This is a genomic window from Nonomuraea antri (assembly GCF_013283785.1).
Classification (GTDB): domain Bacteria; phylum Actinomycetota; class Actinomycetes; order Streptosporangiales; family Streptosporangiaceae; genus Nonomuraea; species Nonomuraea antri.
This window is the reverse complement of the sequence record NZ_JABCPZ010000034.1, coordinates 17,506-43,587: the sequence shown is the minus strand read 5'-3', so window position 1 is coordinate 43,587 and position 26,082 is coordinate 17,506. Positions and strand designations below refer to the sequence as shown.

20 protein-coding genes, 2 pseudogenes and 3 CRISPR repeat arrays are annotated in these 26,082 nt (G+C 67.3%); of the genes and pseudogenes, 7 read left to right on the top strand and 15 right to left on the bottom strand.

All coding sequences use genetic code 11. From position 1 onward, the window contains the following. Positions 1-320 precede the first annotated feature (320 nt). The 5 genes from HII36_RS14180 to HII36_RS14160 all read right to left on the bottom strand — a co-directional run bounded on the left by HII36_RS14180 (position 321) and on the right by HII36_RS14160 (position 4,482). The gene (locus HII36_RS14180; RefSeq protein ID WP_173523616.1) at positions 321-968 is read right to left on the bottom strand and encodes a 3'-5' exonuclease; all 648 of its coding nucleotides are present in this window, start codon (positions 966-968) and stop codon (positions 321-323) included. 20 nt (positions 969-988) lie between these two features. Continuing rightward, on the bottom strand, positions 989-2,236 hold the full coding sequence (locus tag HII36_RS14175) for a hypothetical protein (RefSeq protein WP_217369509.1): 1,248 nt from the start codon (positions 2,234-2,236) through the stop codon (positions 989-991). Beyond that, positions 2,233-2,760, bottom strand: coding sequence for a nucleoside-diphosphate kinase (locus HII36_RS14170; RefSeq protein ID WP_173523615.1), 528 nt, complete (start codon positions 2,758-2,760; stop codon positions 2,233-2,235). Before HII36_RS14170 ends, HII36_RS14175 begins: the two co-directional genes overlap by 4 nt. Continuing rightward, entirely contained in the window at positions 2,757-3,767 is a 1,011-nt protein-coding gene (locus tag HII36_RS14165; RefSeq protein ID WP_173523614.1) for a thymidylate synthase, read from the bottom strand. The genes HII36_RS14170 and HII36_RS14165 overlap by 4 nt, the downstream gene beginning before the upstream one ends. 355 nt (positions 3,768-4,122) lie before the next feature. Continuing rightward, a complete protein-coding gene (locus tag HII36_RS14160; protein WP_173523613.1) occupies positions 4,123-4,482 on the bottom strand; it encodes a hypothetical protein in 360 nt (119 codons plus the stop codon). Between the two features lie 175 nt (positions 4,483-4,657). On the opposite strand from HII36_RS14160, the gene HII36_RS14155 reads away from it, so the two are divergent. Further along, positions 4,658-5,989 carry an XRE family transcriptional regulator gene (locus HII36_RS14155; protein WP_173523612.1) on the top strand — a complete coding sequence of 444 codons (1,332 nt, stop codon included), beginning with the start codon at positions 4,658-4,660 and terminating at the stop codon, positions 5,987-5,989. Further along, positions 5,986-6,885, top strand: a complete 900-nt coding sequence (locus HII36_RS14150) for a phosphotransferase family protein (protein ID WP_173523611.1) — start codon at positions 5,986-5,988, stop codon at positions 6,883-6,885. The genes HII36_RS14155 and HII36_RS14150 overlap by 4 nt, the downstream gene beginning before the upstream one ends. A gap of 216 nt (positions 6,886-7,101) precedes the next feature. Next, positions 7,102-8,966: direct repeats of the CRISPR family, unit length 29 nt; unit sequence GTGCTCCCCGCGCACGCGGGGATGGTCCC. Between the two features lie 91 nt (positions 8,967-9,057). After that, a CRISPR array of direct repeats spans positions 9,058-9,514; the repeat unit is 29 nt; unit sequence GTGCTCCCCGCGCACGCGGGGATGGTCCC. Between the two features lie 167 nt (positions 9,515-9,681). Here HII36_RS14150 and cas2e read toward each other — a convergent pair. Further along, complete coding sequence (gene cas2e / locus HII36_RS14145) at positions 9,682-10,038, bottom strand: type I-E CRISPR-associated endoribonuclease Cas2e (RefSeq protein WP_173523610.1); 357 nt, start codon at positions 10,036-10,038, stop codon at positions 9,682-9,684. Beyond that, positions 10,035-10,670: pseudogene (gene cas1e / locus HII36_RS14140) on the bottom strand (type I-E CRISPR-associated endonuclease Cas1e); the annotation flags it as partial. The gene cas2e and the pseudogene cas1e, both read right to left, overlap by 4 nt. A 72-nt stretch (positions 10,671-10,742) precedes the next feature. Between cas1e and HII36_RS14135 the strand changes: the two are divergent. Together HII36_RS14135 and HII36_RS14130 are read left to right on the top strand one after the other, a co-directional pair. Then, a complete protein-coding gene (locus tag HII36_RS14135; RefSeq protein ID WP_173523609.1) occupies positions 10,743-11,042 on the top strand; it encodes a transposase in 300 nt (99 codons plus the stop codon). Further along, positions 11,039-11,911, top strand: coding sequence for an IS3 family transposase (locus tag HII36_RS14130; protein ID WP_173523608.1), 873 nt, complete (start codon positions 11,039-11,041; stop codon positions 11,909-11,911). Before HII36_RS14135 ends, HII36_RS14130 begins: the two co-directional genes overlap by 4 nt. Positions 11,912-11,951: 40 nt before the next feature. On the opposite strand, the pseudogene HII36_RS14125 reads toward HII36_RS14130, so the two are convergent. The 7 genes and pseudogenes from HII36_RS14125 to cas3 form a co-directional block, all read right to left on the bottom strand. After that, positions 11,952-12,275: pseudogene (locus HII36_RS14125) on the bottom strand (type I-E CRISPR-associated endonuclease Cas1e); the annotation flags it as partial. Positions 12,276-12,278: 3 nt separating this feature from the next. After that, on the bottom strand, positions 12,279-12,965 hold the full coding sequence (cas6e, locus tag HII36_RS14120; protein ID WP_173523633.1) for a type I-E CRISPR-associated protein Cas6/Cse3/CasE: 687 nt from the start codon (positions 12,963-12,965) through the stop codon (positions 12,279-12,281). Then, positions 12,965-13,666, bottom strand: a complete 702-nt coding sequence (gene cas5e, locus HII36_RS14115) for a type I-E CRISPR-associated protein Cas5/CasD (RefSeq protein WP_173523607.1) — start codon at positions 13,664-13,666, stop codon at positions 12,965-12,967. Before cas5e ends, cas6e begins: the two co-directional genes overlap by 1 nt. After that, positions 13,663-14,856: a type I-E CRISPR-associated protein Cas7/Cse4/CasC gene (cas7e, locus tag HII36_RS14110; RefSeq protein WP_173523606.1), complete on the bottom strand. Its 1,194-nt coding sequence runs from the start codon at positions 14,854-14,856 to the stop codon at positions 13,663-13,665. The genes cas5e and cas7e overlap by 4 nt, the downstream gene beginning before the upstream one ends. Continuing rightward, positions 14,856-15,512, bottom strand: a complete 657-nt coding sequence (gene casB / locus HII36_RS14105) for a type I-E CRISPR-associated protein Cse2/CasB (protein ID WP_173523605.1) — start codon at positions 15,510-15,512, stop codon at positions 14,856-14,858. The genes cas7e and casB overlap by 1 nt, the downstream gene beginning before the upstream one ends. After that, complete coding sequence (gene casA, locus HII36_RS14100; protein ID WP_173523604.1) at positions 15,509-17,203, bottom strand: type I-E CRISPR-associated protein Cse1/CasA; 1,695 nt, start codon at positions 17,201-17,203, stop codon at positions 15,509-15,511. Before casA ends, casB begins: the two co-directional genes overlap by 4 nt. Further along, the gene (cas3, locus tag HII36_RS14095) at positions 17,193-20,108 is read right to left on the bottom strand and encodes a CRISPR-associated helicase Cas3' (RefSeq protein WP_328807708.1); all 2,916 of its coding nucleotides are present in this window, start codon (positions 20,106-20,108) and stop codon (positions 17,193-17,195) included. Before cas3 ends, casA begins: the two co-directional genes overlap by 11 nt. A 233-nt stretch (positions 20,109-20,341) precedes the next feature. After that, positions 20,342-21,590: direct repeats of the CRISPR family, unit length 29 nt; unit sequence GTGCTCCCCGCGCACGCGGGGATGGTCCC. A 576-nt stretch (positions 21,591-22,166) separates the two neighbouring features. On the opposite strand from cas3, the gene HII36_RS58625 reads away from it, so the two are divergent. Beyond that, the gene (locus tag HII36_RS58625; RefSeq protein ID WP_217369507.1) at positions 22,167-23,765 is read left to right on the top strand and encodes a restriction endonuclease; all 1,599 of its coding nucleotides are present in this window, start codon (positions 22,167-22,169) and stop codon (positions 23,763-23,765) included. A gap of 44 nt (positions 23,766-23,809) precedes the next feature. Here HII36_RS58625 and HII36_RS14085 read toward each other — a convergent pair whose 3' ends face one another. Beyond that, the gene (locus HII36_RS14085; RefSeq protein ID WP_173523602.1) at positions 23,810-24,820 is read right to left on the bottom strand and encodes an HNH endonuclease family protein; all 1,011 of its coding nucleotides are present in this window, start codon (positions 24,818-24,820) and stop codon (positions 23,810-23,812) included. A gap of 129 nt (positions 24,821-24,949) precedes the next feature. On the opposite strand from HII36_RS14085, the gene HII36_RS14080 reads away from it, so the two are divergent. Beyond that, positions 24,950-25,249: a nucleoside triphosphate pyrophosphohydrolase gene (locus HII36_RS14080; protein WP_173523601.1), complete on the top strand. Its 300-nt coding sequence runs from the start codon at positions 24,950-24,952 to the stop codon at positions 25,247-25,249. 516 nt (positions 25,250-25,765) lie between these two features. After that, positions 25,766-26,059, top strand: coding sequence for a hypothetical protein (locus HII36_RS14075; protein WP_173523600.1), 294 nt, complete (start codon positions 25,766-25,768; stop codon positions 26,057-26,059). The last annotated feature ends 23 nt before the right edge of the window (positions 26,060-26,082 follow it).

Genomic DNA, 26,082 nt, shown 5'->3' with positions numbered 1-26,082 from the left:
GCCACCCGGCGACGCCATGGGCCGGCATAGACCTCCCGAGGCAACGTGTCCCGATCCGTACGGCGGATCCGATAGCAGCCGCCGGTGGCGAGGAACTCGTAGACGGTGGGCCGACACGGGCACGTGTGCTTGAGCGTCCGGCTCTGGGAGGGTTCGTCGGTGGTCCAGTCGAGGGAAGGCGCCTGGCGACCGGCTCGGAGGGGCGGGTGCGGCGAGTGCCCGGGACATGACCAGGTGTCCGTCTCCGGACTCGTCGGTTCGCACCCTTGCCTCTTGGATTCAGCGTGGGTCGTCATCCACCGCTCCAGGCGTCGCGGCCATCATGGTTCCCCCTGCAGATCAAGGGCGAGCTGATCGTCGTTGCCCCGTTCCGGCTGGTGAGGGACACCGGCTGTGCGCTGGAGGGTCGCCATACCGGCGTTTGGGAGTTGATCGACCAGCTCGGCCAGGAGCAGGGCGGCGCCTACCGCGTCCCACAGCGCGCGGTGCGGCTGCCCGTCCGGGACCAGCGCCTTCACCTCGCCCTCCAGTTCGTGCTGCGCGAGCAGACCGGTCAGGTTCCACCGCTTGATGTCCGGGCGCAGGTGGCGGACGAGCCGTGCGGTGTCGATCAGGCCGGCGGGCTCGACCTCGGGCAGGCGCAGGTGGATGAGCCGCCAGTCGACGCCGATGTTGTGGCCGACCAGGATGCGGTTGTTCAGCTTCTCGGCGATGGTGGCGCGGACCGCGTCGAGGCTGGGGGCGCCGGTCAGGGCGGCACCGGAGAGGCCGGGCGAGATCCAGGGGCGGGGCTGGATCCAGCGGCCCGGGTTGATGAGGCTGTGCCAGGCCGCGCCCATGTCGGGCCGGCCCTCGGCCAGCGGGACGACCGCGATCTCCAGGATCGCCTCGTCCTGGCGGTCCTGCGCGCCTGTGCCTTCGAGGTCGAGCGCGACGAGTTCGGCGGCCGTCCACGTCTGGTCTCGCATGGGGTGCTCCAGAGGTCGGTTCAGTCGTCTTCGTGACGGGCGGCGGACGCCAGCCGTTCGCGAGCGCCGTCGAGCAGCGCCCGGTCCTCGGCGCTCAGCTCGTAGCCTTCCAGGGCCCGGCCGTGTGCGGTGTGCACGTGCGGGTGTTCGACCTCCCAGAACTGGAAGCCGAACAGGTGCTGGAGGGCGTATCGGCGCTGTTCGCCCAGCTTGGCGGTCAGGACGTGGCCGTCCTCGATCAGGAACGGCGTGTCCGGGTCGAACCCGAACGAGTCCAGCGCGACCCGGATCTCCTCGGTCGTCGGCGGCGAGAGCGCCGCGGCGCAGCGCGCCACCTGCTCGGGCGGGCAGATGTCGCACAGTTCGGGCACCCCGAGGTGGCCGTTGTAGTCGGGGAGCTGCCAGCCGTACGTGACCCCGCACGAGGTCTTACGGAACAGCGGGATCGAGATGCCGGATTCGCGCCATGCCTGAACGACTCGGGCGTCCAGTTCCTGCGGGAGGATCTTGCGGCGCTGCCAGTTCTCGCCGTACGGCACCGGGACGCCCAGGCTCTTGAGGTGGGCCGCGTTCTCCTCCTTGTGGTAGTAGCCGGTGAACACGAGCGCGTCCACGCCGGCGTCGGCGGCGACGCCGAGCACGTGCGCCATCGAGGCGCAGTCGTCGTTCCAGCCGGGCACGATGGGCCGCCAGTAGAGGATCACCTTCGTGCGGCGCTTGTGCCGGGCCGCGGTGACGATGGAGTCCACGGTGATGGTGGACTTGGCGATCGGCTCGACCCGGTCGTCCCGGATGCCGGAGTAGGTGAACAGCAGGGTCGGCCGCACGTGCTTGAGGCGCTCCAGCCGAGCCATGTCGTTCTCGGTGACGTGGAAGCGGGTGATGACCAGCACCAGGTTGGTCAGGCCGCGCCGGTCGAGGTCCTCCAGCACGGCGAAGGTGTGCGGCTTCACGCCCGGCAGCATCGGGTCGGTGGCCTTGTTGAAGAGCTGGACCGGCGTGGTGTGCGGCACGAACTCGGGATGCGCGGTGAGCATTTGCACCGCCTCGTCCGTGGGGACGAGGAGCTGGGGCATCTTCTGGTCGAAGTTCCCCCAGAAGTGACGCACGCAGTACGCGCAGTCCAGCGGGCAGCCGATGATGTGGTTCAGGCTGAGCCCGGACTTGCGGTTGGTGATGATCTGCGCCATGTACGGGTCGAGCGTCGCCTGCTGGGCGGCGGGCATGAGGGGCAGCTTTCCGGGGCCGGTGAAGAGGGGCTTGCTCATCGTGCGTGCGCCTCCTGGGTCAGGATGTGCCGGTACGGTTCGCCGAACCAGATCATGAAGTCGGCCGCGGCGTCGGCGACGTTGTCGCTGGCGTGGACGAGGTTCCGGATGAACCGGCCCTCGGCCGCGGCCTGCTCGGCGCTGTCATTGCCGTAGTAGCCGCGGATGGTGATCGCCGGTGCCCGGGACGGGTCGTAGTGGCCGAGCAGGTCCCGTACGCGCTGCGCGGTGTCGTCGGTGCAACCGCGGGCGAGCGCGACGGTCACGGTCGAGCCCACATAGTGGTCGATCAGGTCGGCGCGGACGTCGAACGGGAAGCGGTGCTGCAGCTCCAGCATGTCGGCGTAGTGGGCGAGGATCTGCCTGGCGGTGACCACCACTTCGCGGGTCTGGACGATGGTCACGGTGCCGGCGATCCATTCGAGGATCGGCCCGACCAGCCCGCGCTCGGTGGCGTCGGGCTTGCACATGACGACCGTCCAGTAGCCCCAGCCACCCGGCGGCGTCGTCGGCTGCCCGGTCATGCCGCCACCTGCGGCATCCGGTTCGGCCAGCGGCGTTCGACCAGCCAGCGATAGCTCGGGACCAGCGCCTGCAGGATCTCCGTGCTGACGGGCTGGTCGGTGTGAGAGATCTGCCGGTACGCCTCCCACACCAGCAGGACCTGCTGCCAGTACGGTGCCAGGCCGGTCGCGGCGATGCTGGCCACGGTGTGCTGATGAGCGTTGGTCCGCAGTCCGGCCTCCTCCTGGGCGAGCAGGCGCAGCCAGGTGAGACAGGCGTCGGCGGGCATGGCCGCGAAGCGGAAGGCCGGCGGCTGGTAGCCGTCCGCGCCGACCTCGGCGAGGATCTTGCGGACCTTGGGCCGGTTGGGCAGGTTGACGTGCATCGACCCGACGTGGTGGCTGTAGTGCCCGACCTGGACGCCGAGCTGGTGGGCAGCCAGCTCCTGCAGGACGGTGAAGGAGAAGACGTCGCTCGGCAAACCCATGAACGCGTCGTTTCCTCGCATGTAGCACGTCAGGTGCAGCCGGTCCTCGCGCAGGAAGAACTGGGCGGCGATCGTGCAGGACACATCCGGGTTGTCGTCGACGGCCAGCTCGGCTGGACTGAAGATCGACAGGACGGCGCGTTTGGTGTCGTTGTCCTTGCCCAGCAGGTCGAGCACGCGCTGCCACTGGGTCCGGCCGTCCGGCCCGGGGGTGAACAGGCTGCGACCGTAGGCCGTGCCCGTGAGTGTGCTTCCATCGTGGCTGCCGGCCCGCATCATAGGCGCGTAGTAGCCGATCATGTCGAGGTCGGCGCGGCCGGACCAGTACCAGAGCACCTCCGCCCAGTTGTAGGCGAGGTTGATCGGCCGGCTGGTCAGGTAGGGCACGCGCTGCGTCGGGTCGGCGATGCGGAAGGACACGTCGAGCAGCTCCAGCGAGGTGTTTCCGCGCGTGGAGATGCGGTACTCGGGGCTCGTCGTTACCTGCCGCAACACTTCGATGTACGCCTCGTGGAACGTCTCTGCGCGATCAGGTGTCATGGGGGGTTCCTTCGGTTGCGGACCTCGCTCGTACGGTCTGCGAAGAGGTCCGGACGCGATTGTGTGGACGGAGGGGTGACCACGGGACCGGCTGATGCAGCCAGGTCCGGGTGCGGACGCAAGGGGTCGAACCTGAGAATCCGCTCCCCCAGCCCTCGGAGAGTGCCGGCCTTGCGACAGGCGCCGCCCTCGACCGTGTCCCCGAGGTAGAAGGCGGTGAACTGCCGGCTGCCCGGCTCCCAGAGCACGAGCCACTGGCTGCGCAGGTGCCACTGCAGGTGAGCGGCCCCGAGTTCGTCCGGAACGAGCCCGAGCCGTGGAGAGTCGGTGGTCATGAGCGTGCCTCGGATGGTTGTCAGGGAGGGGGAAGCGGCTGAGAGACGTCCGCGCTCGGGAGCCGGCCGTCACTACGGAGCGACACGAGCGGAGGCGCACCGGCGGCGACGTCTTCGCCCTCGTCGACGAGCCATGCCTGCACCTGCCACACGACGTCCGCGCCGAGGTCCTCGGGCGTCGTGCTCATCGCCGTCATGAGGAAGAGCCGCGCGGCGGCCTCGTACCGGTCGGTGGGCAGGTTGAGCGCGCCGCTGGCCCGCCACGTCCTCCCCTTGTCAGTCGAGACGCGCAGGGCGAGCAGGACCGATCGGCCCGCTAACACGGGCGTTCCGGCGGGGTTGGCGAAGGCGTGGCGGTGATCCGCATCCAGAGCCTGCATCGTGTGCCGCTCCTCACGTACGGTGACGATTCCCTTCCACCCTGGATTCGTACGGCTCTGCCGGGAACACCAGCGAGCCAGGCAGTCAAGAGTCAGCCCGCGGTCAGATCACGGTCAGTTCGGCGGCCTTTCAGTCAGGCCGCTGTGCGACGATGCGGACGGAGGGAGACAGCCGATGTCCGAGCCCAACCTGCTGTTGCAGCAGGCGCGAGAACGATTGCCGTCCCCCGGCGTTCCAGGTGAGCACGCCTCGCGCCAGGAGCTGGCAGACCTGGTCAACGCCTGGTTGTACGAGAACCGCAACCGTCAGGGCGGCCTGACACAGGAGTACGTCGGGAAGCTGGAGCGCGGCGAAGTGCGCTGGCCGAACCGCGACTACCGCGAGGCGTTCCGCACCATTCTCGGCGCGGAACGTGACCGGGACCTTGGATTCACCCGATCACGGCGCGCGACCTCGGTCGTTACCGTGGCAGACGTGGATCGGAAAGGCTTCATCCGCACCGCCCTGGGCGCGGTCGCCGCTGTCCCGCTCGCCGACCTGGCCCTGCCCGCCCAGGCCATCGCCCCACCCGCGGTCGTCCACCCTTCCGACATCGCCGAGCTGCGCACCATCGCCAACGTCTTCACCACGTGGGATCACACGTACGGCGGCTGCCTCGTCCGTGAAGCGGTCGCCGGCCAACTCCGCTTCGCGGTGGGCCTGCTGAAGCAGTCTCGCTGCCCGGCCAAGCTGCACGATCCCCTGTACTCGGCTGTCGGCTGGCTGGCGCACACGGCGGCGTTCATGGCGTTCGACGCGTACGCGCACGACGACGCCCGGAAGATGTTCACCCTCGCTCTCACCTGCGCCGAGCAGGCGAACGACTGGCACCTGCGCGCCAAGGTGCTCTCCGCGATGGCGCGGCAGGCCATCTGGTGCGGCGACCCTGACAACGGGCTGACCCTGGTGGAGTTCGCCATGGTGCGGGCGGACCGGCTGACACCGGGCGAGCGCGCCATGCTCCGGTCGGCCCAGGCGCGGGCGTTCGCCAAGCTCGGCAGGGTGGCGGAGGCGTGGCGGGCCGTCGAGGACGCGGACACCGAGTTCGGCCGCATCTGCCCCGGCGAAGAGAAGCCGTGGATGCGGTACTACGACGCCGCCCAGCACTCAGGAGACACCGGTCATGCCTTGTTCGACCTGGTCATCGATGTGCATGGCCCATCGGTCGATCGGAGATACCTGGACGAGGCGTCCACCAGACTGGCCGGCGCGGTAGCCGGCCACACCGCGGCCTACGTCCGATCCCGCGCGATCAGCGGGATCAAGCTCGCCTCGCTCACCATGGCCGCAGGAGATCCCGAGGAAGCCGCCTCCATAGGCGGCCGGGCAGTCACGGACGCGGGGACGGTACGTTCCCGCCGAGCACAGGACGACATGAAGGAGCTCGCCCGCCTCGCCCTCCCCCACCGGAGCCGAACGCCCGTGGCCGTCCTGCGCCACCGCATCCGGGAGGCCGTCCAGACATGACGCAGACCAGCAGCGCCGAGACGACGGTCAGGACCACGCTGGATGCGGCCTGCCGCCGTGCTGGACTCGACCCGGCCGGCGCCGAGCTGATGCGGCTCGGCGAGAACGCCCTGTACCGGTTGCCCGGCGGCATCGTCGCCCGTGTATCGCGCAGCGGCCAACTCGCCGCCGCGGCGCGGGAGGTGGCGGTGGCGCGCTGGCTCGAAGCCAACCACGTGCCGGCCGTACGGGCATGGCCGGACGTCGACCAGCCCGTGGAGGTCGACGGCCGGGCGGTCACCTGGTGGCGAGAGCTGCCACTCCACCGGCACGGCACCGCGCCGCTGGTCGCGACCGCCCTGCGCCGCCTCCACGACCTCCCACCGCCGACCGGCTTCGCCATCGGCCAGCTGGACCCGTTCGTCCGGCTGGCGGAGCGGATCGACCGCGCCGTCACCCTCGACGAGCGGGACCGCTCCTGGATGCGCGCCCACCTCGCCGAGCTGGAGGCCCGGTGGGTGGAGCTGCCCAAGGGCCTGCCGAAAACCGTCGTGCACGGGGACGCGTGGATCGGCAACGTAGTGAGGACGGACGACGGCGAGGCGGTGCTGCTGGATCTGGAGCGCTGCTCAGCCGGCCCACCCGAATGGGACCTGACCTCCACGGCGGTGAAGGCGTTCACTCTGGCCGGCATCACGACCGAGGACTACGACGCCTTCGTCCGGGCGTACGGGCACGACGTCACCTCGTGGGCTGGTTTCGAGACCCTACGGGACATCCGAGAGTTCCGTATGACCTGCATGGCCGCCCAGGTGGCAGCAGAGAATCCCGCCCGGCGCGACGAGGCGGTGCTGAGGCTGGCGTGCCTGCGTGGCGAGCGTGGACCAAGACCGTGGTCCTGGACAGCCGTGCCATAGCGCGCTTCCTGCGCGCTGCCGAGAAGCTTGCCCATCGCGTGACATGATCATTTATCGATGGCACCGTAGACAGCCTGCATCCCACTCGGAGCGTGCCACACTCAGATGTGCTAAGCCGCCGCCTCCGCATCCGGCCCCGGGGAGCCCGCAATGTCCGATTTCACGAAAGTGCTTCAAAACGGCCTCGGCTCCCAGTAAACATGCAGGTCGGCGAGAGTGCTCCCCGCGCACGCGGGGATGGTCCCCGATCATGCGGCGTCTGGGGGAACGGGGGGAAGTGCTCCCCGCGCACGCGGGGATGGTCCCTTCAGGCAGAGCTGAAGTCAGAGCGTGAAGCCGTGCTCCCCGCGCACGCGGGGATGGTCCCGCGATGAACGCCCCGAAGGGCGGCAGGACGATGTGCTCCCCGCGCACGCGGGGATGGTCCCGCTCGCGACGTACTCCCCGACATCGAGCGCGTGTGCTCCCCGCGCACGCGGGGATGGTCCCGTGGCCGGGGTGGTCGTGCCCGTGGTGGCCGTGTGCTCCCCGCGCACGCGGGGATGGTCCCCTCAGCAAGGGGTCCGTGCTCGAAATTGAATCGTGCTCCCCGCGCACGCGGGGATGGTCCCCGCACCTCGCTGCGCAGAGCCTCGGTCCGCGTGTGCTCCCCGCGCACGCGGGGATGGTCCCTCGCGGATCGCGCTGCGGGAGCTGAAGGAGAGGTGCTCCCCGCGCACGCGGGGATGGTCCCGTGGCGCTACCGGCCGTGCCCGAAGCGGAGAAGTGCTCCCCGCGCACGCGGGGATGGTCCCTACCAGCACGAGATGCCGCGCGAGGACCAGCAGTGCTCCCCGCGCACGCGGGGATGGTCCCGACCTGCACGACCGCCCGCGCACCGTGAGCGAGTGCTCCCCGCGCACGCGGGGATGGTCCCAGCCTGGGCGGCGCCGCAGTGGACATCACCGCGTGCTCCCCGCGCACGCGGGGATGGTCCCAGGGACTTGCTTAAGGGGGTTGTTAGAACGCTGTGCTCCCCGCGCACGCGGGGATGGTCCCAGCGTGTCCATGAGCGTCGTCGGGTCGACCGGGTGCTCCCCGCGCACGCGGGGATGGTCCCGCGCCCTCCTCCCCGTCGCCGTCGGCATCGCTGTGCTCCCCGCGCACGCGGGGATGGTCCCTGCCGAGACTCCGCTTGGTATAGACGAGCCCCGTGCTCCCCGCGCACGCGGGGATGGTCCCGATCCCCGAGCTGTTCACCATGGCCCTGAGCGGTGCTCCCCGCGCACGCGGGGATGGTCCCCTGGAAACGCGCGAGGGTGCGGACGCCTATTCGTGCTCCCCGCGCACGCGGGGATGGTCCCCCGTACATGTCCAGCGTGGCGCTGCGGGAGACGTGCTCCCCGCGCACGCGGGGATGGTCCTGATGCGCGCTTGCAGGGCTTCAACCTGGGGTTGTGCTCCCCGCGCACGCGGGGATGGTCCCATGCCTGGAAGCGCCTGAGTTTGCCGCTGACGGTGCTCCCCGCGCACGCGGGGATGGTCCTCCGGGCGGGTGCTGAACCACACCTATGTCGGAGTGCTCCCCGCGCACGCGGGGATGGTCCCAGTGGAGCGGATGATGGCGCGCATCGCGGACTGTGCTCCCCGCGCACGCGGGGATGGTCCCCTGACCCTGGATCGCCTGCGAGAGTTTCCGCAGTGCTCCCCGCGCACGCGGGGATGGTCCCTCCTGGTCGGCTTGGCATCTGGCTTCACGTCGAGCTCAGTGCTCCCCGCGCACGCGGGGATGGTCCCGAGTGGCGTCGGCTGGAGCTGCAGGACGAGGTGTGCTCCCCGCGCACGCGGGGATGGTCCTACGGTGATCGCGTGCCCGAAACGACAGGTCGTGTGCTCCCCGCGCACGCGGGGATGGTCCCGTTGACCCGGCTGAGCACGAGCTCAGCCGGGTGTGCTCCCCGCACACGCGGGGATGGTCCCTCCGGATGCTCCGTCGACCGGCCGCCCCGCAGGTGCTCCCCGCGCACGCGGGGATGGTCCCACTTCGATCACGCCGCGCTCCTCGGGCACGCCGTGCTCCCCGCGCACGCGGGGATGGTCCCGTTGACCCGGCTGAGCACGAGCTCAGCCGGGTGTGCTCCCCGCGCACGCGGGATGGCCCCGCGTACGAGTACCTGAAGAGGCTCTTCTCTGGGTGCTCCCCGCGCACGCCGGGATGGTCCCTCGTGCACCTTGCCGGGGGTGTCCTCGTGGTCGTGCTCCCCGCGCACGCGGGGATGGTCCCGCGCGCCGGGTCTCGCACACCTTCACCGCCTCGTGCTCCCCGCGCATGCGGGGATGGTCCCGCATCCAAGACGGGAAATACCCGCCCGGCACGGTGCTCCCCGCGCACGCGGGGATGGTCCCGCGCCCGCCACGCCCAGGGACAGGTTCTCCATGTGCTCCCCGCGCACGCGGGGATGGTCCCTACGTGCGGGGTGACGTGGTCGAGCTTCCGGGATGCTCCCCGCGCACGCGGGGATGGTCCGGTGCTGCTGGATGAGGGTTTGCCGATGGCGGAGTGCTCCCCGCGCACGCGGGGATGGTCCCCAAGGACGGCCCCGCGCCCTCGTACCGGCCGTGTGCTCCCCGCGCACGTGGGGATGGTCCCTCGGCCAGGTCGCGCAGCTTGTCCCGCTGTCCTGCGCTCCCCCGCACACGGGGATGGTCCCGTTCCGTCTTGCGAGCTGCACTCCTGGCCAAAGTGCTCCCGCGCACACAAGGAGCACCCGGAGATCGCCAGCCAACTCGTGCGGGCACCGCCACTCTTCGCTACGTCTATTGATCAGCTCTCCCGTATCGACGGCGCTTCGCCGCCTTGCTCCAGTTACGAGGCGCTTCCGATGAGGTCCGCTCCTGCCGCTCCTTCGGCCGGCGCAGCAGGATGAGTCCCTCGTGGTCGATGGGGTGCCACTTGTGATCATGTGTCTCGAAGGCGAACCCCTGCTCGTTGTCCGTGGTGTACGCAAGAAGTGCCCTGCCGGTGTCGGCGTACTGCTGGACCTGCAGCCAGAGTTGCTCTCGAATACGCGCTGACGGTCCCCCGATGAACACGCCGGGAGAGATCTCCATGAGCCAGCGGGTCAGGAACCCGCGCAGACCGACCGGGCATCGGGTGAGCACGATGACGGTCACCAGGGCACCTCATCCGCGTAGTTGCGCCCTGACTCCAGCTCGATGCCGTGATCGCTCTGTAGGAGCACTCGGTCGACGTCCTCGTCGACGGCGCCTGTCTCAGCGGTATCGCCGGTCAGAAGCAGGCGTTTGATGTCGCCCACGCACCGCTTGAGTAGACCGACCTTGTTGATCCTGTCGCGGACGGCACGACGGGTTCGTGATCCGACGTCATCCGGACTGTGCGCCGCTTCTTCAAAGGCGACCGGGATGGCAATTTCAGTCTTGTAGAGGTCTGCGATGTCGAGGACGAACGCGAGCTCATGCCCAGAGTGAATGAAGCCCAGCCCAGGCGAGCAACCGAGCGCCGCCACCGTGGTCTGAGCCACGCCGTACATGCACTGTGCCGCAGCCGTGATCGCCTGATTCAGGGGGTCGCCCGCGTTGAAGTCGCCAGGGATGTAGACCCTGCCGTTCCACGGAAGCCCGACGCGGTCGGCTTCCTTGCGGTAGTGCTCCTTGACCCGGCGTCCCTCTCTCCCGAGGAGCTCGTGCCGGGTCAACGCTGACGGATCCTCTCCCGGAAAACGCATGCGGTACATCTCCCGAGCTACCTCAAGCCGGGTTCGGCGGTTGGCCCACTTGGCCGCCTGTGGGCTTGATCCGGTTTGACGGACATCCGAGATCAGGGGTTCGCCCCCGAAAGGATGCCCATGATGGACAGCATGGGGAAGAAGAAGCCGCGTCCTCGCCGCTCGTTCACACCGGAGTTCAAGGCCGAGATCGTCGAGCTGTGCCGACGTGGTGACCGCTCGGTCGGCCAGGTGGCCAAGGACTTCGACCTGACCGAGACGGCGGTGCGGCAATGGGTGCGCCAGGCCGAGGTCGACGAGGGGCATCGGGATGGGCTGACCAGCAGTGAGAGGGAGGAGCTGGCGGCGTTGCGGCGGGAGAACCGGCGGCTGCGCGAGGACGTCGACGTTCTCAAGCGGGCGACGGCTTTCTTCGTGAGGGAGACCCGGTGAGCGTGCACCCGTTCATCGAGGCGGAGAAGCAGGGTGGTCACAGCGTCAAGCGCGCGTGTGAGTTGCTGGGAGTCTCCCGTGCCGCCTTCTACGCCCGCCGTACCGCAGTGCCCGGTCCGCGTGCGGTGCGCGATGCCGAACTGGCCGAGCGGATCGCCGTGGTGCACGCGCGCTCACGCGACAGCTACGGGGTGCCGCGGGTGCACGCGCAGTTGCGGCAGGACGGGCAGCGGTGCGGACGGCGGCGGGTGGCCCGGCTGATGCGCGCGCTGGGCCTGGCCGGACGGTATCAGCGACGCCGGCGGCAGACCACGGTCCCCGACCCGCAGGCGAGCCTTCGGCCGGACCTGATCGAGCGTGACTTCACACCGGACGCGGCGGCTATCGATACGCGCTGGTGCGGCGATATCACCTACATCGCCACCGAGGAGGGCTGGCTGTATCTGGCCACCGTCATCGACATCGCCTCCCGGCGGGTGGTCGGCTGGGCGACGGCCGATCATCTGCGTACCGGCCTGGTCGCCGAAGCCCTGCAGCAGGCCTGCGCCCGCCGCCGCCCGGCCGGGCCGGTGATCTTCCACTCCGATCGCGGCTGTCAATACACCAGCGCCGCCTACGCCGAGCTGGCCACACGGCTCGGCGTGCGGTTGTCGGTCGGACGGACCGGGCAGTGCTGGGACAACGCGCTGGCCGAGTCGTTCTTCGCCACCATCAAGGGCGAACTCCTCGATACCCGGCCCTGGCCCACCCGAGCTGCCGCCCGCAGAGCGATCTTCGAGTTCGTCGAAAGCTGGTACAACCTGCACCGGCTGCACAGCAGCCTGGGCTACCGTAGCCCTGCCGACTACGAGGCCGCCCGCGCGGCCTGACCACCACAACGATGGTGTCCGTCAAAGCGGAGCAAGCTCACTGCGCCTCCACGAGGGACGACGAACGATTGAGCGATCTCCCGCCGGAGTAGAAGCGAACGCCCTGCTCACCTACCCAGACCACGCCGGCTCCGCTGTCGCCGAGCAGGCTCATCGCCTGATGAGTCACTCGGGTACCTGGGCCCAGGAGCAGGGTGCCGATCGTCGCGGCCGGGATGTGAGTGGTGCCGTGGGCGTCCTCGGCCGTGATCGCATTGTCTTCTCTGTGCAGGACGCAGCGTTCCAGATAGATGAAGGAGATGCGGTCTCCCATTCGCACGAGTTCGTGAGGCGAGGACTGGCCTCGCTGGCCTACGGTGGCCATCTTTCACGCCTCAGCGAGAGTCATCAGACCGCAGCCGTAGGCCTTCGCCTTGCCCAGCCCGCGGGTGAGGGTATGGCGCAAGGCGTCAGGGTCGGTCACCTGCAGGCGGCCGTCGAAGGTGACGGTGACGAGGGTGACGGGCTTTCGGTGGCCGGTCTTGGCGAATTCGAGTTGCCTGCGATCGCGCACGACGAGTTCGTACTGATCGAGTTCATCGTGCAGGCGTTGCTCCTGCGGCTTTTCGAGGACCGCGAAGCCCGCCTTCTCCTGTCGTTGGAGAAGCCAGTGCATCTGATGACGCTGTCCGATGTGCGCTGTGAGTTTGGTCGGTTCATCGGCGTTTCTGCGAATGCTGTGAACAGGGTTCGCAGTCAGGCGGAACGACCAGACGTCTCCCTTGGCCAGCCGGGACAGCAGGGGACTGTAGTCATGGGTCTGCCATCGCCCGGTCTCCGGCCAGCCGGCCTCCTCCACCAGATGGGTGAGGTCCGGTTTGTCTGGGCTTACGAGGTAGAGAAACGTCTCGGAGCGGCTGTTGCGGTCGATCCGCCAGAGAACCCGGGAGCCGCCGTCCTGAGGCAGGGGCTCTGCGAACGCAAACATGACCGCGGCGTGCAACCGCTGTGGCGAGGACAGCAGGCGTCGGGCGCCGAGCCGCGCGGTGTTGAAGCGGAACCTGGTCAGGAACATCATGCGCCCCCGAGAGCGGCGATGGGATCGTGGGCGGGGCCGGCCGCGGGATTGGTCACAGTGGCAGGGCGGGGCCGGTGGACACCACGAAGCCGGTACTGGCGGTGCAGGGGGTCGAAGCTCACCGGCTGGTCGCGCAAGCTGTCCACCGGCCCGTCCTCCTCGACAGCTTCCACAAGGATTTCGAGCTTGACCTGGTGCTCGTTGCGCCGCCGTCGCTGGTACCAGCGAGCAGCGCGCCACGGCTCCCGGCGCAGAGCCTCCACCAGGCCGTTCTCTCGAACTCCGAGATAGACCGGCCGGGACGGCGGGCAAGAGCGTCGTCCCAGGTATGGCAGGAAGACCGGCGCATGCAGCGCCAAGCGGAGCATGTCGATGAGCGTGTCGTCGCCTTCGACCCCGGCCACGAACACCGCATCCGCCAGATAGAACCGCTCCGACACGGGCGCGGCTTCGCCGGTGACGAAGTGGTGGGCGGTGTGGAAGTCGCGCAGCATCGTGCCCGGCTGATCCACTCGGACGCCGAAGCGCATGGCCGCCAGGTCGTCGAGGTCGTCCGAGCGCTCTCGCCCGAGGGCGGCCGCCAGCAACCCGATCACGCCGCTCTTGGTCGGCGCAGCTTCTGTGGACCGGCGGGCGAAGCGCGAAGTCGATCCCCAGGACTGAAGCGGTCCAGCGAGCTGCAACAGCAGGACGCTCATGCCTCGCCCTGCCTCCGTGCGACTTCCGCGCCCACGGCGGCGATCAGATCGGGCATGGGCATGCTGGAGCCGAGCCTGGTCAGGGCTTCGGTGCTCTTGCCCACCCGCAGAACCCACGTGGGATCGCTGTCTCCGATGCCGTACGCGGTCTCGACGTCGCTGAGATAGGAGACGAGCGCCTCGGTCGCCTGCTTCATGTGGCCGCCCGTCTCCGGATCGGCCCGGCAGGGCTCCTCGAATGCCGCCACGAGGTTGACGGGCCGTACGCTTCGTAGCTTCACGACGACGGCGTCGGGCAGGGTGTGGTTACCGAAGGTGTTGATCTTCCCTGTGGGCAGCGATGTGAGGAAGCACTGAACGAACGCTTCCACCGCCCTGCGGACGGGTTCAGTGACCGGCTCGTCGTCTCGGAGTCCGGCACCGAGGTTGCGGCGGAGCAGGTCGACGTCCACCGCGGCGTAGCGATAGAGGGTGGCGGAGTTGAACTCGACCGTGCCGATCATGCCGGCGCCCAGGTCGTCGTCCTCGCGTTCCTTGTAGTCGTCGACCGCCGTGTAGTAATCGGACTCGTTGTCCACCCGATGGACGCTGATCGAGTGCGCCACCTGGGCCGCAGCATCGACGTTGATGTCCGCTCCGTCCGCGATCATCCGGCCGAAGAGTGCGATGTCCACGGAGTGGTGCGTGTTCGCGATCCGCTTGGCCTGGTCCTTGACGGCCTTGTCCTTGAAGTAGTCCTTGCTGCCCGAACCGTGAGCCTTGACCGCGAGCTCTGCCAGACCATCGAGCTGATGAGCGCTCAGGAACATGAGGTACTTCGATTCAGGAGCCGCGGCACCCGCAGCCGCGTCATTACGACCTCTCTTCGGGACCTCGATCTTTGACCCTGTAGCGGTTTGAACGGTCTCCGCCGCGAGCGACCACGCATCGGCCTGCTCGATCGAACCGTCCAGTTTGCGGATGCGTTCGGCGAGCAGTTCCGCCACCCGCCGGGTTCGCACGCCGAGCTCGCTCGGATCCAGGAGCCCTTGGAAGCCCCGCCGGGTCGCTCGCTTCCACGCCTGGCTCGATACCCGGGCCCGGCGCACGCCACCGTACGTCGCCGTCTTGGGCGTCCCGGTGTCGTCGCGGTTCAAGCAGCTCGGAGGGACGGTCTGCAGCGCGTGGACTTCGAGGATGGTCCGAGTCATCAGGTGTCCTTGTCGGGGGTAGCTGCCGGGTCCGCATCGGCTCGTGGAGCGGCAGGACGGTAGGAGTGGAAACTGCCGCCCCAGCGCTGCCGCACCTGCCGCATGCCATCGGGGTCCTGCGCCTGGTACAGCTGCCGGGACAGGATCCCGTAGTCGAGCGCAATCGAGGCGTTGCGCAGCAGGATGACGACTTCGCGGAGGCGTTCGGTGAGCACCTTCGGCGTGGTCGCGGTGCCCAGACGGACGAAGCGGCGGCGGATCGGCTCGTCGAGCGTCGCGCTGGGCATGAGCCGGCGCACAGCGGTACCCAACTCCGTTCCCGTCTGATGCATGTCCTGGCCGGGTTTGGACTGCTGGTGGAGGGCGTACAGGGTGATGGCCGAGAACAACGCGAACTCGGCCTTGAGCGCCTCCCGCTCCGACAGCGACTGTTCGCCGTAGAGCTGTTCCGTCCCCGCCATGCCCCAGAGCTCGGGCACCTCTTCGGGCAGCTTCCCGGCTCCTCGTCTCAGCTGCGCCAATGCGGCGACGGCGGCGCTGGTGTCCGCCCGGTAGCCCCTCTGCAAGGCGCTGACATAGGTGGAAGCCGCCTCGCCGACGAGGTCTTGGACCGGACGCGGCGCAGTCGCCGTCTGTGATGGAGATGCGGTCGTCATGATGTGGCCTCCATGGCCTCGGTGCTCGCCGGAAGGGGTTCAGGTTCTTTCGGCACCACTGTCGGCAGTGCGGACCGCAACCGAGCGCGGAAGAGCAGATCGGCGTGGGAGGCGGTCAGCCACAGACTCTGACCCTTCCTTGTCTCGATCACCCGCCCCTCCCAGGCCGCATCCCCTGCCTCACGGAGCAACTCGTTCCCAAGACGGCTGATGATCTCGTGCGCCTCCCGCTGCCATGCCGCTCTGCGTTCCTTGGCATCGTCCTCAGGCCTTATGGCGGCCAGCCAGGTGCGGAACGCTCCATCCAGCATGGCGAATCCTCGGTGGCGTGCCATCTCCTTCCGAGACTCCGCCTCGTCGCCGCCGGCCCGGGCCAGGTCGGCCGCCAGGTCTCCGAGGGTTGTGACGGCGCTTTCCGCGTCGGAGACCGCATCGATCGCCGCCATCCCCAGCGGCTGATCCCGACCATGGAGCAGCACTACGGGGATGGCGACAGAGTCGTCCACGATCTCGTCGATGACGGATTGCTGGGTCCCGTATCGGGCGCCGATCAGGTGCGCCCGGATGAGGTAGCCGGTCGGCAGGTCACCTTCGACAGTGAGGCGCGCGACCCAGTCAAGGATCCGAGGGCGGACGATGCGTGCAGCTTCAGCACGCTGCTCGGCACCAGCCACACGACCGGCGACCAGGGCCCCCAAACCTCTCCAGGCGCTGCGGCTGACGTCATGCTCACGGGGCAGGTAGACCTGGGCGAGCCCGAGCTTCTTCTCCTGAACCGGACTGCGTCGCCAAGCCGTCATCGGCTCATGCTGATGTTTGTTACCTGGAGTCAGCGGATCGCCGTAGGTGAGGATCACTCCCGTGACGGCCTGGCCGTCGTGGAAGAGCCGTACCCGGCGGGACTGCCAGGTGTAGAGGTCTCTGACGCCGGCTGGCCTGCGGCTCAGCTCCAGCACATTGGTTTCGCCTGGCTTGTCCGGCGGGCGTCGCCAGGCCGGCCGGTCCTGATCCGGCTTGGTACGGAGATTGTCCGTGTCGAACGCGATCAGGTTGAGGAGCAACGTCTGTCTCAGCGTCTCTCCTTCGGCGAAGACGCCGCCCAGGTTCCCGGCCCATGCCACACCCTGCGGGTACGCCCGTCCGCCCTTCACCCTGGGGTCATCGAGGACGCCCGTCTTGATACCGGAGGTGTCGAAGGCGTGCGCGTGCACCAGCCAGCGAGCCGCCTCCGGGAAGGTGAGACGGTTTGCTCCGCGTCCACGCATGGTGAAGAACGGAAGGCCGTTCGGCACATCGGCGACGATCCGGTCCAGGGCGTTCACCTCGCCTTTCGCTGTCCGCAGCTCTGGCGTTTGGTAGAAGGGCTGGCTGGGATGGAGCAGATCGAATCGGTCGCGATGCTCGTCCAGGTAGTTGGTGATGCGTTCGATGGGCAACCCGTCGTCCCACAGTTCCTGCCAGTCGGCGAGTTCCGCGGGCCCGTCGACAGCGTCGTGCAGGATGGCCAGAAGGAGCCGCAGCAGCGCGAACTCCTGGGTCGGCACGTCGCCTACCAGCCGTCGCACGTTGTCCGCCTGCGCGAACACTTCGCGAAGTGACAGCTCGTCCTCGCTGCCGTCGCGGCGCTGGACCGGCAGCCATGGCTGCCGGGTCAGGTCGAACGAGGCCGCAGTGGGCTCCTCACTGGGCACGAGACACCTCCAGACCGTCCGTGGACGTGTAGCGCAGGTCGTAGCCTGCCAGCGAGGTACGACAATTCTCGTCAAGGACGAGGATCAGTTCGCCGGCCAGCCAGTAGCTCTCCTTGGCCTGCCAGGCGGGGATGTAGTGGCGCTCCAACTCGTCGATGGCCTTGTCCAGGACGGCGGGGAAGGAGAAGTGGTAGGGCAGGCGCAGCCCGCAACCTGCGACGATCCTGGCGAGGCGCGACTCCGGGACGACGTCCGTCGGCAGCTCCAACCCGCCGCGCCGTCTGGACAGGTTCGGCAAGGTCGCCAAGGTGCCATCGGCCCGGCGTTGCACCACAAGCACTTCGAGCGTCTCGCGGCTGTCACGCACCTGGGCGTGGCCTCGTCGCGTGTCGTCCGCGTCTCCTACACCGGCATCGATCCAGCCGAGCAGCGAGCGACCGGCCCGGCCGACATCCTTGATCTGAAAGTCCTGCGCGGCCTCTTCCTGTCTGGCCTGATGCAGTTCCTGAGCAGCCGCCGCCTTGGCCATCTCGTCCTGCCACTCGTCAGGCCCCACCGCACCGCTGCCGTAGGCGGCCTGAACCAGAGGGCTGATGTCCTCCGGCAACCGGATGACGTGCCCGTTCTCGGCTTCGCCGGACAGGAACGGTTCGAGGACTGCCGCCGATCTCAGCAGGGCGTGATCGCGATAGATCAGCGTGGAGCCCCTCACCGGCTTGGGCGGTGTCACATCCCAATCCGCACCCGTGAGCAGGCAACGCGCTGTCTGGAGCTTCTTCGGGCGATCGCTCTGATTCAGGCCGCGTACGTGCCGGTGAAGCCGTCCCATCCGCTGTAGGAGAAGGTCCACGGGACAGAGGTCGGAAACCAATAAGTCGAAGTCGATGTCCAGGGATTGCTCCGCCACGGAGCTCGCCACGACGATATGACGACCGGCAGGCCGACGGACTCCACTTTTTTCGGGAGGTCCGAAGCGGTTCAAAAGATCTGCATCTTTGTCGGCACGGTCGATATCCACGAAACGGGCATGTGCCACGGTGACATTCTCGCTGCCGAACAAGCCACGCAAATATGCCGCAGCCTCCAGGACACGATCTACGGTATTACGAACGACGAGCGCGCATCCTCCGTCTGCCAACTCCCGGTTAAGCCGGTCTCCCATGCTGGGCAGATCATCGCTCAGGCGATCTAAATGGACGCGAACAGCGCGGCCTGATGCCGCGGGCGTCTCAGGCAGAATCCTGCCGTCCGGCTCGACCGCCGTGAGAAGTGGATACCCTCGGGCCTCCGCCACCGCGTCGAGATCGGCATCCGCCCCCTTGCTTGCATACGCCTTGGCCAACTCGCGGCGGCGCATGGCCGGAAGCGTCGCCGACAGGACCACGACCGGTACCCGGTACGAGCCCAGCCACGACAACACTCGATCGAGGTAGGAGTTCATGTAGGTGTCGTAGGCGTGTGCCTCGTCGATGACGACGACCTTGCCCGCCAATGCGAGGTGGCGCAGCGCGAGATGGCGACTCTTCAACCCCATGAACAGAAGCTGATCAATCGTTCCAACGACGAACGACGAGAGCATCGCCTTCTTACGTCCGCGGAGCCACTGGTGCGCGACGAGTTCGGCCGGCGCCACCGACTGGTCGGCATTTGGCCGCCATCGACCGGCTTCACCGTCCAGTTCGACACCCCGCACGTTTCGACTGCCGGCCCGCATCAACGCGGCGAAGTCGTCGTTGAGCGCAGCCTTGGAGTGCGCCAGCAGAACTGACCGCCTTCCCGGGGCCGGCTGCAGGTCCGGAACGCGCTTCAACCATTCCAGCATCCGTGGAAACATCGCGTTGCCCGTGGCCATGGTGGGCAGGGCGATGAAACACCCACCAGCGCCAGACCTCGCAGCGAACACTTCGGCCGCAGCCAGTGCCGCTTCCGTCTTTCCCTCTCCCATGGGCGCCTCGACTATGAGCAGCCCGGGCGTCAGCATGCTCCGAGCCAGTTGCACCGCACTCTCTTGCACGGGTCGGATACGACTTCCGACCGGCAACCGGAACCGTGACTCGAAGACCTCCTGCACAGAGCCCTTCGGTTCGGATGCTTGCCACGGACTCGGCAGGTCCAAGCCGCGCCACGCCGACTCCACCCTGTCTCGGTCGCTGACGTGCTCGGCGTCGGGGAAGTACGGAAACAGGTCCGGATTACTGGCGATCCAATCGGCCACGATGACGAGGCCGGTCAGCAGTGCTTGGGCGGGCTGCGAGAGTCGTATTTCCCGCCAGCCGACCAGGGCTGCACTCACCTCGCACGCTTCTGCGCAGCGGTCCAAGAGTTCCCACTGCACGTCCCGCCACAGAGAAGCACACTCCGCGGTCCGTACGAGGTCTGGGTGGTCATTCAGCGCCTTGATGTCCGAGGCCGTCGGCGGAACCCCGTGATGACCCCCGATGATGACACCCAACTGCAACGTCTCAGACCGTGACCAGCCGAACCGCTCGATCAGCCATGCTTGCAGGAGCACCTGACCGACGAGACCATGCGGACCTAGTTTCCGATCCAGGAATGCTTTATGGGGCGGCATTTCCAAACCCGCCGCTCGCATCGCGTCGGCGAGCGATTCCACCTGACACGCAAAAGCCGGACTGGCCTTGCCGATGTCGTGAATGGTCGCCAGCCATATCGCCAGTCGACGACCGTCTTTCAAACCGTCGGGAAGTCCTGCGGCGATTACTCGTTTAACCTGTAATGGCAGCCATCGGTCCCAGAGGAGCCCCGCCACTGCGCCGCTGTCAGCGAAGTGCCGCCACAACGGCAACCACCCATCGGTGTCCCGATCATGCTTCGCCCAGACAGTACGGGCATATACGGACAAACCATCAACGAATGCGGCGGGTTGCGACTCTTCGTTGAGCACGAGAGCTATTAAAGTGCATGAGACTCGCTGCGTTGCCATCTTTTCGGCAACAAAGCTCCAACGAGAGTCGGCCGGCCCCTGGAGAGCAGGGCCGGGTTGCCCAACACTCCTAGGTACTGCAGCCTGGAACGACTAGATAGTCAACTTGATAACCGAAATGTCCAGCCATGTCCTTTTCTGTGAAAGTGCTCATTTTCAGGCCCAGACGCTGACAACGTCGCAGGTCAGGGAGAGTGCTCCCCGCGCACGCGGGGATGGTCCCCCCGCAGCGCGCGCCGGGCCTCCCCGCTCGCGTGCTCCCCGCGCACGCGGGGATGGTCCCTTGGCCAGCTCCGCCACCTGAGCGGCGGTGTTGTGCTCCCCGCGCACGCGGGGATGGTCCCGCAAACTCAGCCCCGAGGGCCTGGCCGCCGTCGTGCTCCCCGCGCACGCGGGGATGGTCCCCCCCGCTCCACCAGGGGAAAAGTCTGTACGGGGTGCTCCCCGCGCACGCGGGGATGGTCCCAGCAAGTCCAGCAGGGCGCGCACCACGGCGACGTGCTCCCCGCGCACGCGGGGATGGTCCCCAGGTCCTCATCACCACGCTGGACAACGCCATGTGCTCCCCGCGCACGCGGGGATGGTCCCACGTCGTAGGGCAGCTTCCACGCCCGAACCCGGTGCTCCCCGCGCACGCGGGGATGGTCCCGCCGTCGGCGCCACCGAATGACAGGGGGCTGGGTGCTCCCCGCGCACGCGGGGATGGTCCTAGCGGGCTGTGACACTTTCCTGAGATCAACTGGTGCTCCCCGCGCACGCGGGGATGGTCCCATGTACATCGCCTTGCCGCGCGCCACAGGATCGTGCTCCCCGCGCACGCGGGGATGGTCCCGACGTCCAGCGCAGCAGGGTCACCTCGCCGGTGTGCTCCCCGCGCACGCGGGGATGGTCCCGTGTACGTGGAGGAGGGGTACGCCTACCGGGTGTGCTCCCCGCGCACGCGGGGATGGTCCCCGATCCCATGCCGCGCTCGGTGTAGATCCATCCGTGCTCCCCGCGCACGCGGGGATGGTCCCAGTGTGATCAGGGTCGCCCGGCCGGTCCGCCTGTGCTCCCCGCGCACGCGGGGATGGTCCCGGCACCTCGCCGAACTCGACCGCCGCCGCGCCGTGCTCCCCGCGCACGCGGGGATGGTCCCGAGCCCGGCGTGTTCTTCTTCACCACGGACGGGTGCTCCCCGCGCACGCGGGGATGGTCCCGTCAGGACCGTCTAATGACCGACACCCGCACCGTGCTCCCCGCGCACGCGGGGATGGTCCTTCGGGCTCCGGCACAAGAGCCAACGCGGACTGGTGCTCCCCGCGCACGCGGGGATGGTCCCTCGCACGGGATCGTGGTCTTCTCCGCGCCCTTGTGCTCCCCGCGCACGCGGGGATGGTCCCTTGGGGGCGCGCGGGTCGATCAGGCCGGCGGCTTGCTCCCCGCGCACGCGGGGATGGTCCCAATCGCAACCGCGAGTTCGTCCCCTTCAAGGTGTGCTCCCCGGCTATCGATCGTTGATCGAGTGCAGTAGATGAACGACCGAGCCGTGCCAAATACGTGCGCAATTCTCGTCCGGCTCGCCTCTGCTCAGCCCTCTGACCTGGGGAAACGGCCAGGCTGTTTGGCTGACTCCTAAAGCGGGTGCCGCAGGTTCGAATCCTGCCGGGGGCACTCTTCTCCACCAAGCGATTCGCCTTCTGACCTGCGGTTTCTCAGCCGCAGGTCTTTGCTTTCCAGACCCGGATAGGCCACCGAGAGCAGGCGCATGCAGCCATAGGACCTTGATCACGGGATATGCACGGGATGATCTTGACGTTGTTTCCGCACGTCGAGTCCCTGTCTCAGCCGGACCGCCTCCATGAAGCCCAGCGATTGCACCAGGTCGAGCGCGGACGCCACCTTGCCGGTTAATCCCCGTGACGAACACGAACAGTCGATCTACTCTGAACTGAACGTCACAGGGGTGGACCGCGGGCCGGCCTGCCGATGGGTTGACCGTGTCCGGCTGTTCCGGTGTAGAGCGGAGGGCTGATTGAGGTGGCGAGTGGTCGCAGCGAGTGGGAACGGCGCCAGGCAGCTCTTCGCCGCGAAGCCGAACGACAAGCCCGCGAAGCTGCGAAGGCCGCCAAAGAGCAGGAACGTGAGCGCCAACGCCAACACCTCGAACGTCAGCAATCCAGCACCGAGCGGAAGTCCGCCGAGGTCGCCCAGCGCATTGGAGAACTAGACAAGGTCTTGGTCTCGGCGCTGGGAGTCCGCCCTCTCTCCTTCGATCAGATGCGAGTGGCCAGCTCCATACCGCCGTTCGCGCCAGATCCCCGCCTGACCGTCTCCGAGTCGGCTCCCGACTGGGCGGCTTACCAACCTTCCCCACCATCCAGCGTGGGCAAGCTCCTCGGAGGCAAGGCTCGCTACGAACGAGCCCTGACCGAAGCCCGCGCCCGCTACAACAGAGCAACTGACAGCTATCAGCAGCGTGTGCAACAACGGCTGAGCGAGTTGAATGCCGCTCGCAGCGCCTACGACCGCCGGGTGGCCGAGGAGAAGAGGAAGGTCGCAGAAGCCAACGCTCAGCTCAACCAGATACGTGCAGACTTCGACGCTGGCCGTCCGGAAGCGTTGGAGTGGTTCGCGACGAAGGTGTTGGAACGATCGACGTACCCGCCGGGATTCCCCAAGCTCTTCCAGGTGGCATATCGCCCCGAGAACCGCGATCTGGTCGTCGAATTCGAGCTACCGCCGCAGAGCGTCGTGCCGGAGGTACGTGCGTACAAGTACGTCAAAGCTCGGGACACCATCGACCCGATTCCGCGGCCGCAGACGGAAGTGAAGCAGCGATACGCCAAGCTCCTCGCCGACGTTGCGCTCCGCACCTTGCACGAGATCTTCACCTCGACACCCCGTGAACTCGTCGAAGCGGTCGTGTTCAACGGACGCCTCAACACCGTCGATCAGGCGACAGGCAAGAAGGTTCGCCCTCACCTGCTGAGCGTTGAGGCCGAACGGGCTGAGTTCGAAGACCTCGTCCTCGCCGACGTCAATCCGGTGGCATGCCTGAAACGCCTCAACGCTCTCGTGTCACCGAACCCGTACGATCTTGAAGCCATCGAGCCATTCATTACCTTCGATCTCAAGCGCTTCCGGTTCTCCGAGGACATGGACGTCGTGTCGGGGCTCGATTCCCGGCGTAACCTGCTCAAACTCTCGCCCACGGAGTTCGAGCATTTGGTGAGAGAGCTGTTCGTGGCTATGGGCGCCGAGGCATGGACGACCATCCCCTCGAAAGACGGCGGTGTTGACGCCGTGGCAACAAGCGACAACCTCTTTTTCGGAGGTGTCTGTCTCATCCAGGCGAAGCGATGGGCGAATCTGGTCGGCCTCGAAGCTGTTCACGCCCTCACCGGCGTAATGGCCGATCACAACGCAACTACCGGTGTCCTGGTCACCACTTCATGGTTCGGTCGGGCCAGCGAGCAGTTCGCTCAGCGCAACAGGATCACCCTCATCAACGGTGCGGAGCTCAAACATCTCATCAAGAAACACTTGAACATCGATGTCATTCCAGGCACCACACCCCCACGCAACTTGAGAGCCTCCGACAATAAGCAAACCGGCCGCCCTGGGCCCACTATCTGACGCGATATGTGAATCTGTGATGCGCACGTGTTCTATCAGATGCGCTAGCTCATTTTATGGCGCACCTCCTGGATGAATTTCCACCATCCGTCGGCGCGTCCTTCTGCAACGCCGTGGCGTTTCAAGGACAGTTGAAGGGTTCGCTTCAGCGGATGAGGCGATTTCATGATCGCCTCGTTTCTCAGAGCTAGACGGGTGAGCTGGCCGTCTGTGGGCGGACGGTTGCTCTTCTGCCCGTTGCAGTCCCTGTGCGCGGGTGCCAGATTCCAGATCGCGTCCAGATCTATGTCCGCGCCAAGCAGTAGCCGCTTGAACGAATACGGGAACACGTGGTCCACGGCGACTTCGTCCACACCAAGGATGAGCGGTTCAGCGCAGATGATGCATCGGCCATGCTGGAACCCGATGACGGCCTCGGTAACCCCTGTGACCGAGCGTCGGCGCTGTTTGTCGGTGATCTGCAGCGCCTCCAGGTCGACGGCGACGCCTTCCTCGACCAGGCTTCGCCCTACTCCGGCGGCGAAGGACGTCTCGACGATGCTCCATCGCGCGACCAGTTCCGCCTGCAAACCGGACTGCTGCTCCGACAGTGCCACCTCGCGAAGGTGAGCGGTCAACCTGACCACCCGTTCCCGGGAAGTGCCAGTCACTTCGTAGAAGCGGTGAGGCACCTCAGCGCCTTCGCCGCGCAGGTTGTGGAACTTCTGCATCACCATCTCGGGCATCGACTTCATCGCAGCGGCCAGCAGTTTCTCGGTCGGGGAACCGAGCCGGACGGACTCGGCGGCCTCCTTCTGCGCCACGGACAGAAAATCCGACTCGCGGGGGGTGCCCCTCGTCGACGCCTGCGGCGCATGAGCCAGATGCTCCACCAGACTCATCGCGTACGGCTTGGCCAAGTCTCTGAGCAGGATGTCGGCCCGGCCTTCGGCGGCGGCCCCCAGCAACGCCTCGCCCAGGGCGAACTTGTAGGTACGCACGTTGGCGCCCATGAGCACGGCCAGCCGCCAGGAGGAGCGGGCGGTGGGCTCTTCGCGGAAGAACTCCAGAGTCATCCGTATATGCCAGTCTTGATCGCGATATCGACCGGTTCAGAGTAGTTCGCGATCACCGGCGATGTCACTGAGCCTGGATAGGCTTTTGAGCTCTACGGGGAGACCTTGGAAGAGCGAAGGATATGAAGCGTGGGCAAGCTGGTGCGGGACAACATTCCGGACATCATCCGTCGCAACGGCGAAGAACCGATCGTCACCGTGCTCGACGAAGCCGACTACCGCAAAGCCCTACTGACGAAGCTGTTCGAAGAGGCCACTGAGCTCAACGAAGCCTCCCCCGCCGGGGTCACCGCAGAGATCGCCGACGTGTACGAGGTCCTCCGCGCGCTGGCCGCGGTACATGGGCATGACTGGACGGCGGTCGAAGAAGTGGCGGCGGCCAAGAGAGAGGAACGCGGCGCGTTCCGTAACCGGCTCTACCTGGCGTGACACCCACGCCTTCGCCAGCGTGAAATCCGCTTGCTGAATGTCAGGAGCCAACCGGGAGGCTGCGAGCTTGGGCACGTGCCGAGGCGCGCAAGAGCTCGAATCCATTCTCGCCTCGGGGCTGGCACCGCCCGTGACCGTCGGCTGTTGCTGGCCGTGGAGCGACCCCCACCCAGATGGCACGCTCGTCAACGATGTCGTCATCGGCGACTGGGCCCGGCCATGGAGCGTCAAGAGGGATCACGCCATCGGCGCCTACCGCCGAGCATGCTGTGGGCCATGCTGCGACAAGCGGCTCTACACCCCTCCCCGCCACTCGCACAGACGGCTTGACTCAATCATTGAGATTCCTTCCCGAGGACGAAACCCTGATCTCGGATCTCCGTCAAACCTGATCAAGCCTGGCACCTAACTTGTGAGCTCATGCCAGTTCGGCAGTTGTCCTCGACGAGGTTGCGTCCACCCCATATCGTCACATTGATCCCAGGGATAGCCGTCTTAAGGTCCGGAGGAACCCGGATGATGGCGACGCAGGAAGAGATCAATGCAGCTCGACGCACGATCGAGCTCTTACGTGACCAGCACGCGAACGACGTGCGCAAGCTCATCGGCCTGCTCGAAAGCGGAGCGATGAAGGGCAAGGCCGCGGACAAGCTCATTCAGGATTGCCAGGGCTGGGAAGCTGCCTACCGGGATGTCTTTCGTCGGGCGCTCGCACAAGTCGAATCCATCCCCGCGCGCCCGGAGATGAAGAATCCGCTTGATTGGACCGGGCCTCCGTTCTTTCCACCCCCTGACGGGGTTCGCCGATGAGTTCGCCGGCGAACCGAGTCGGC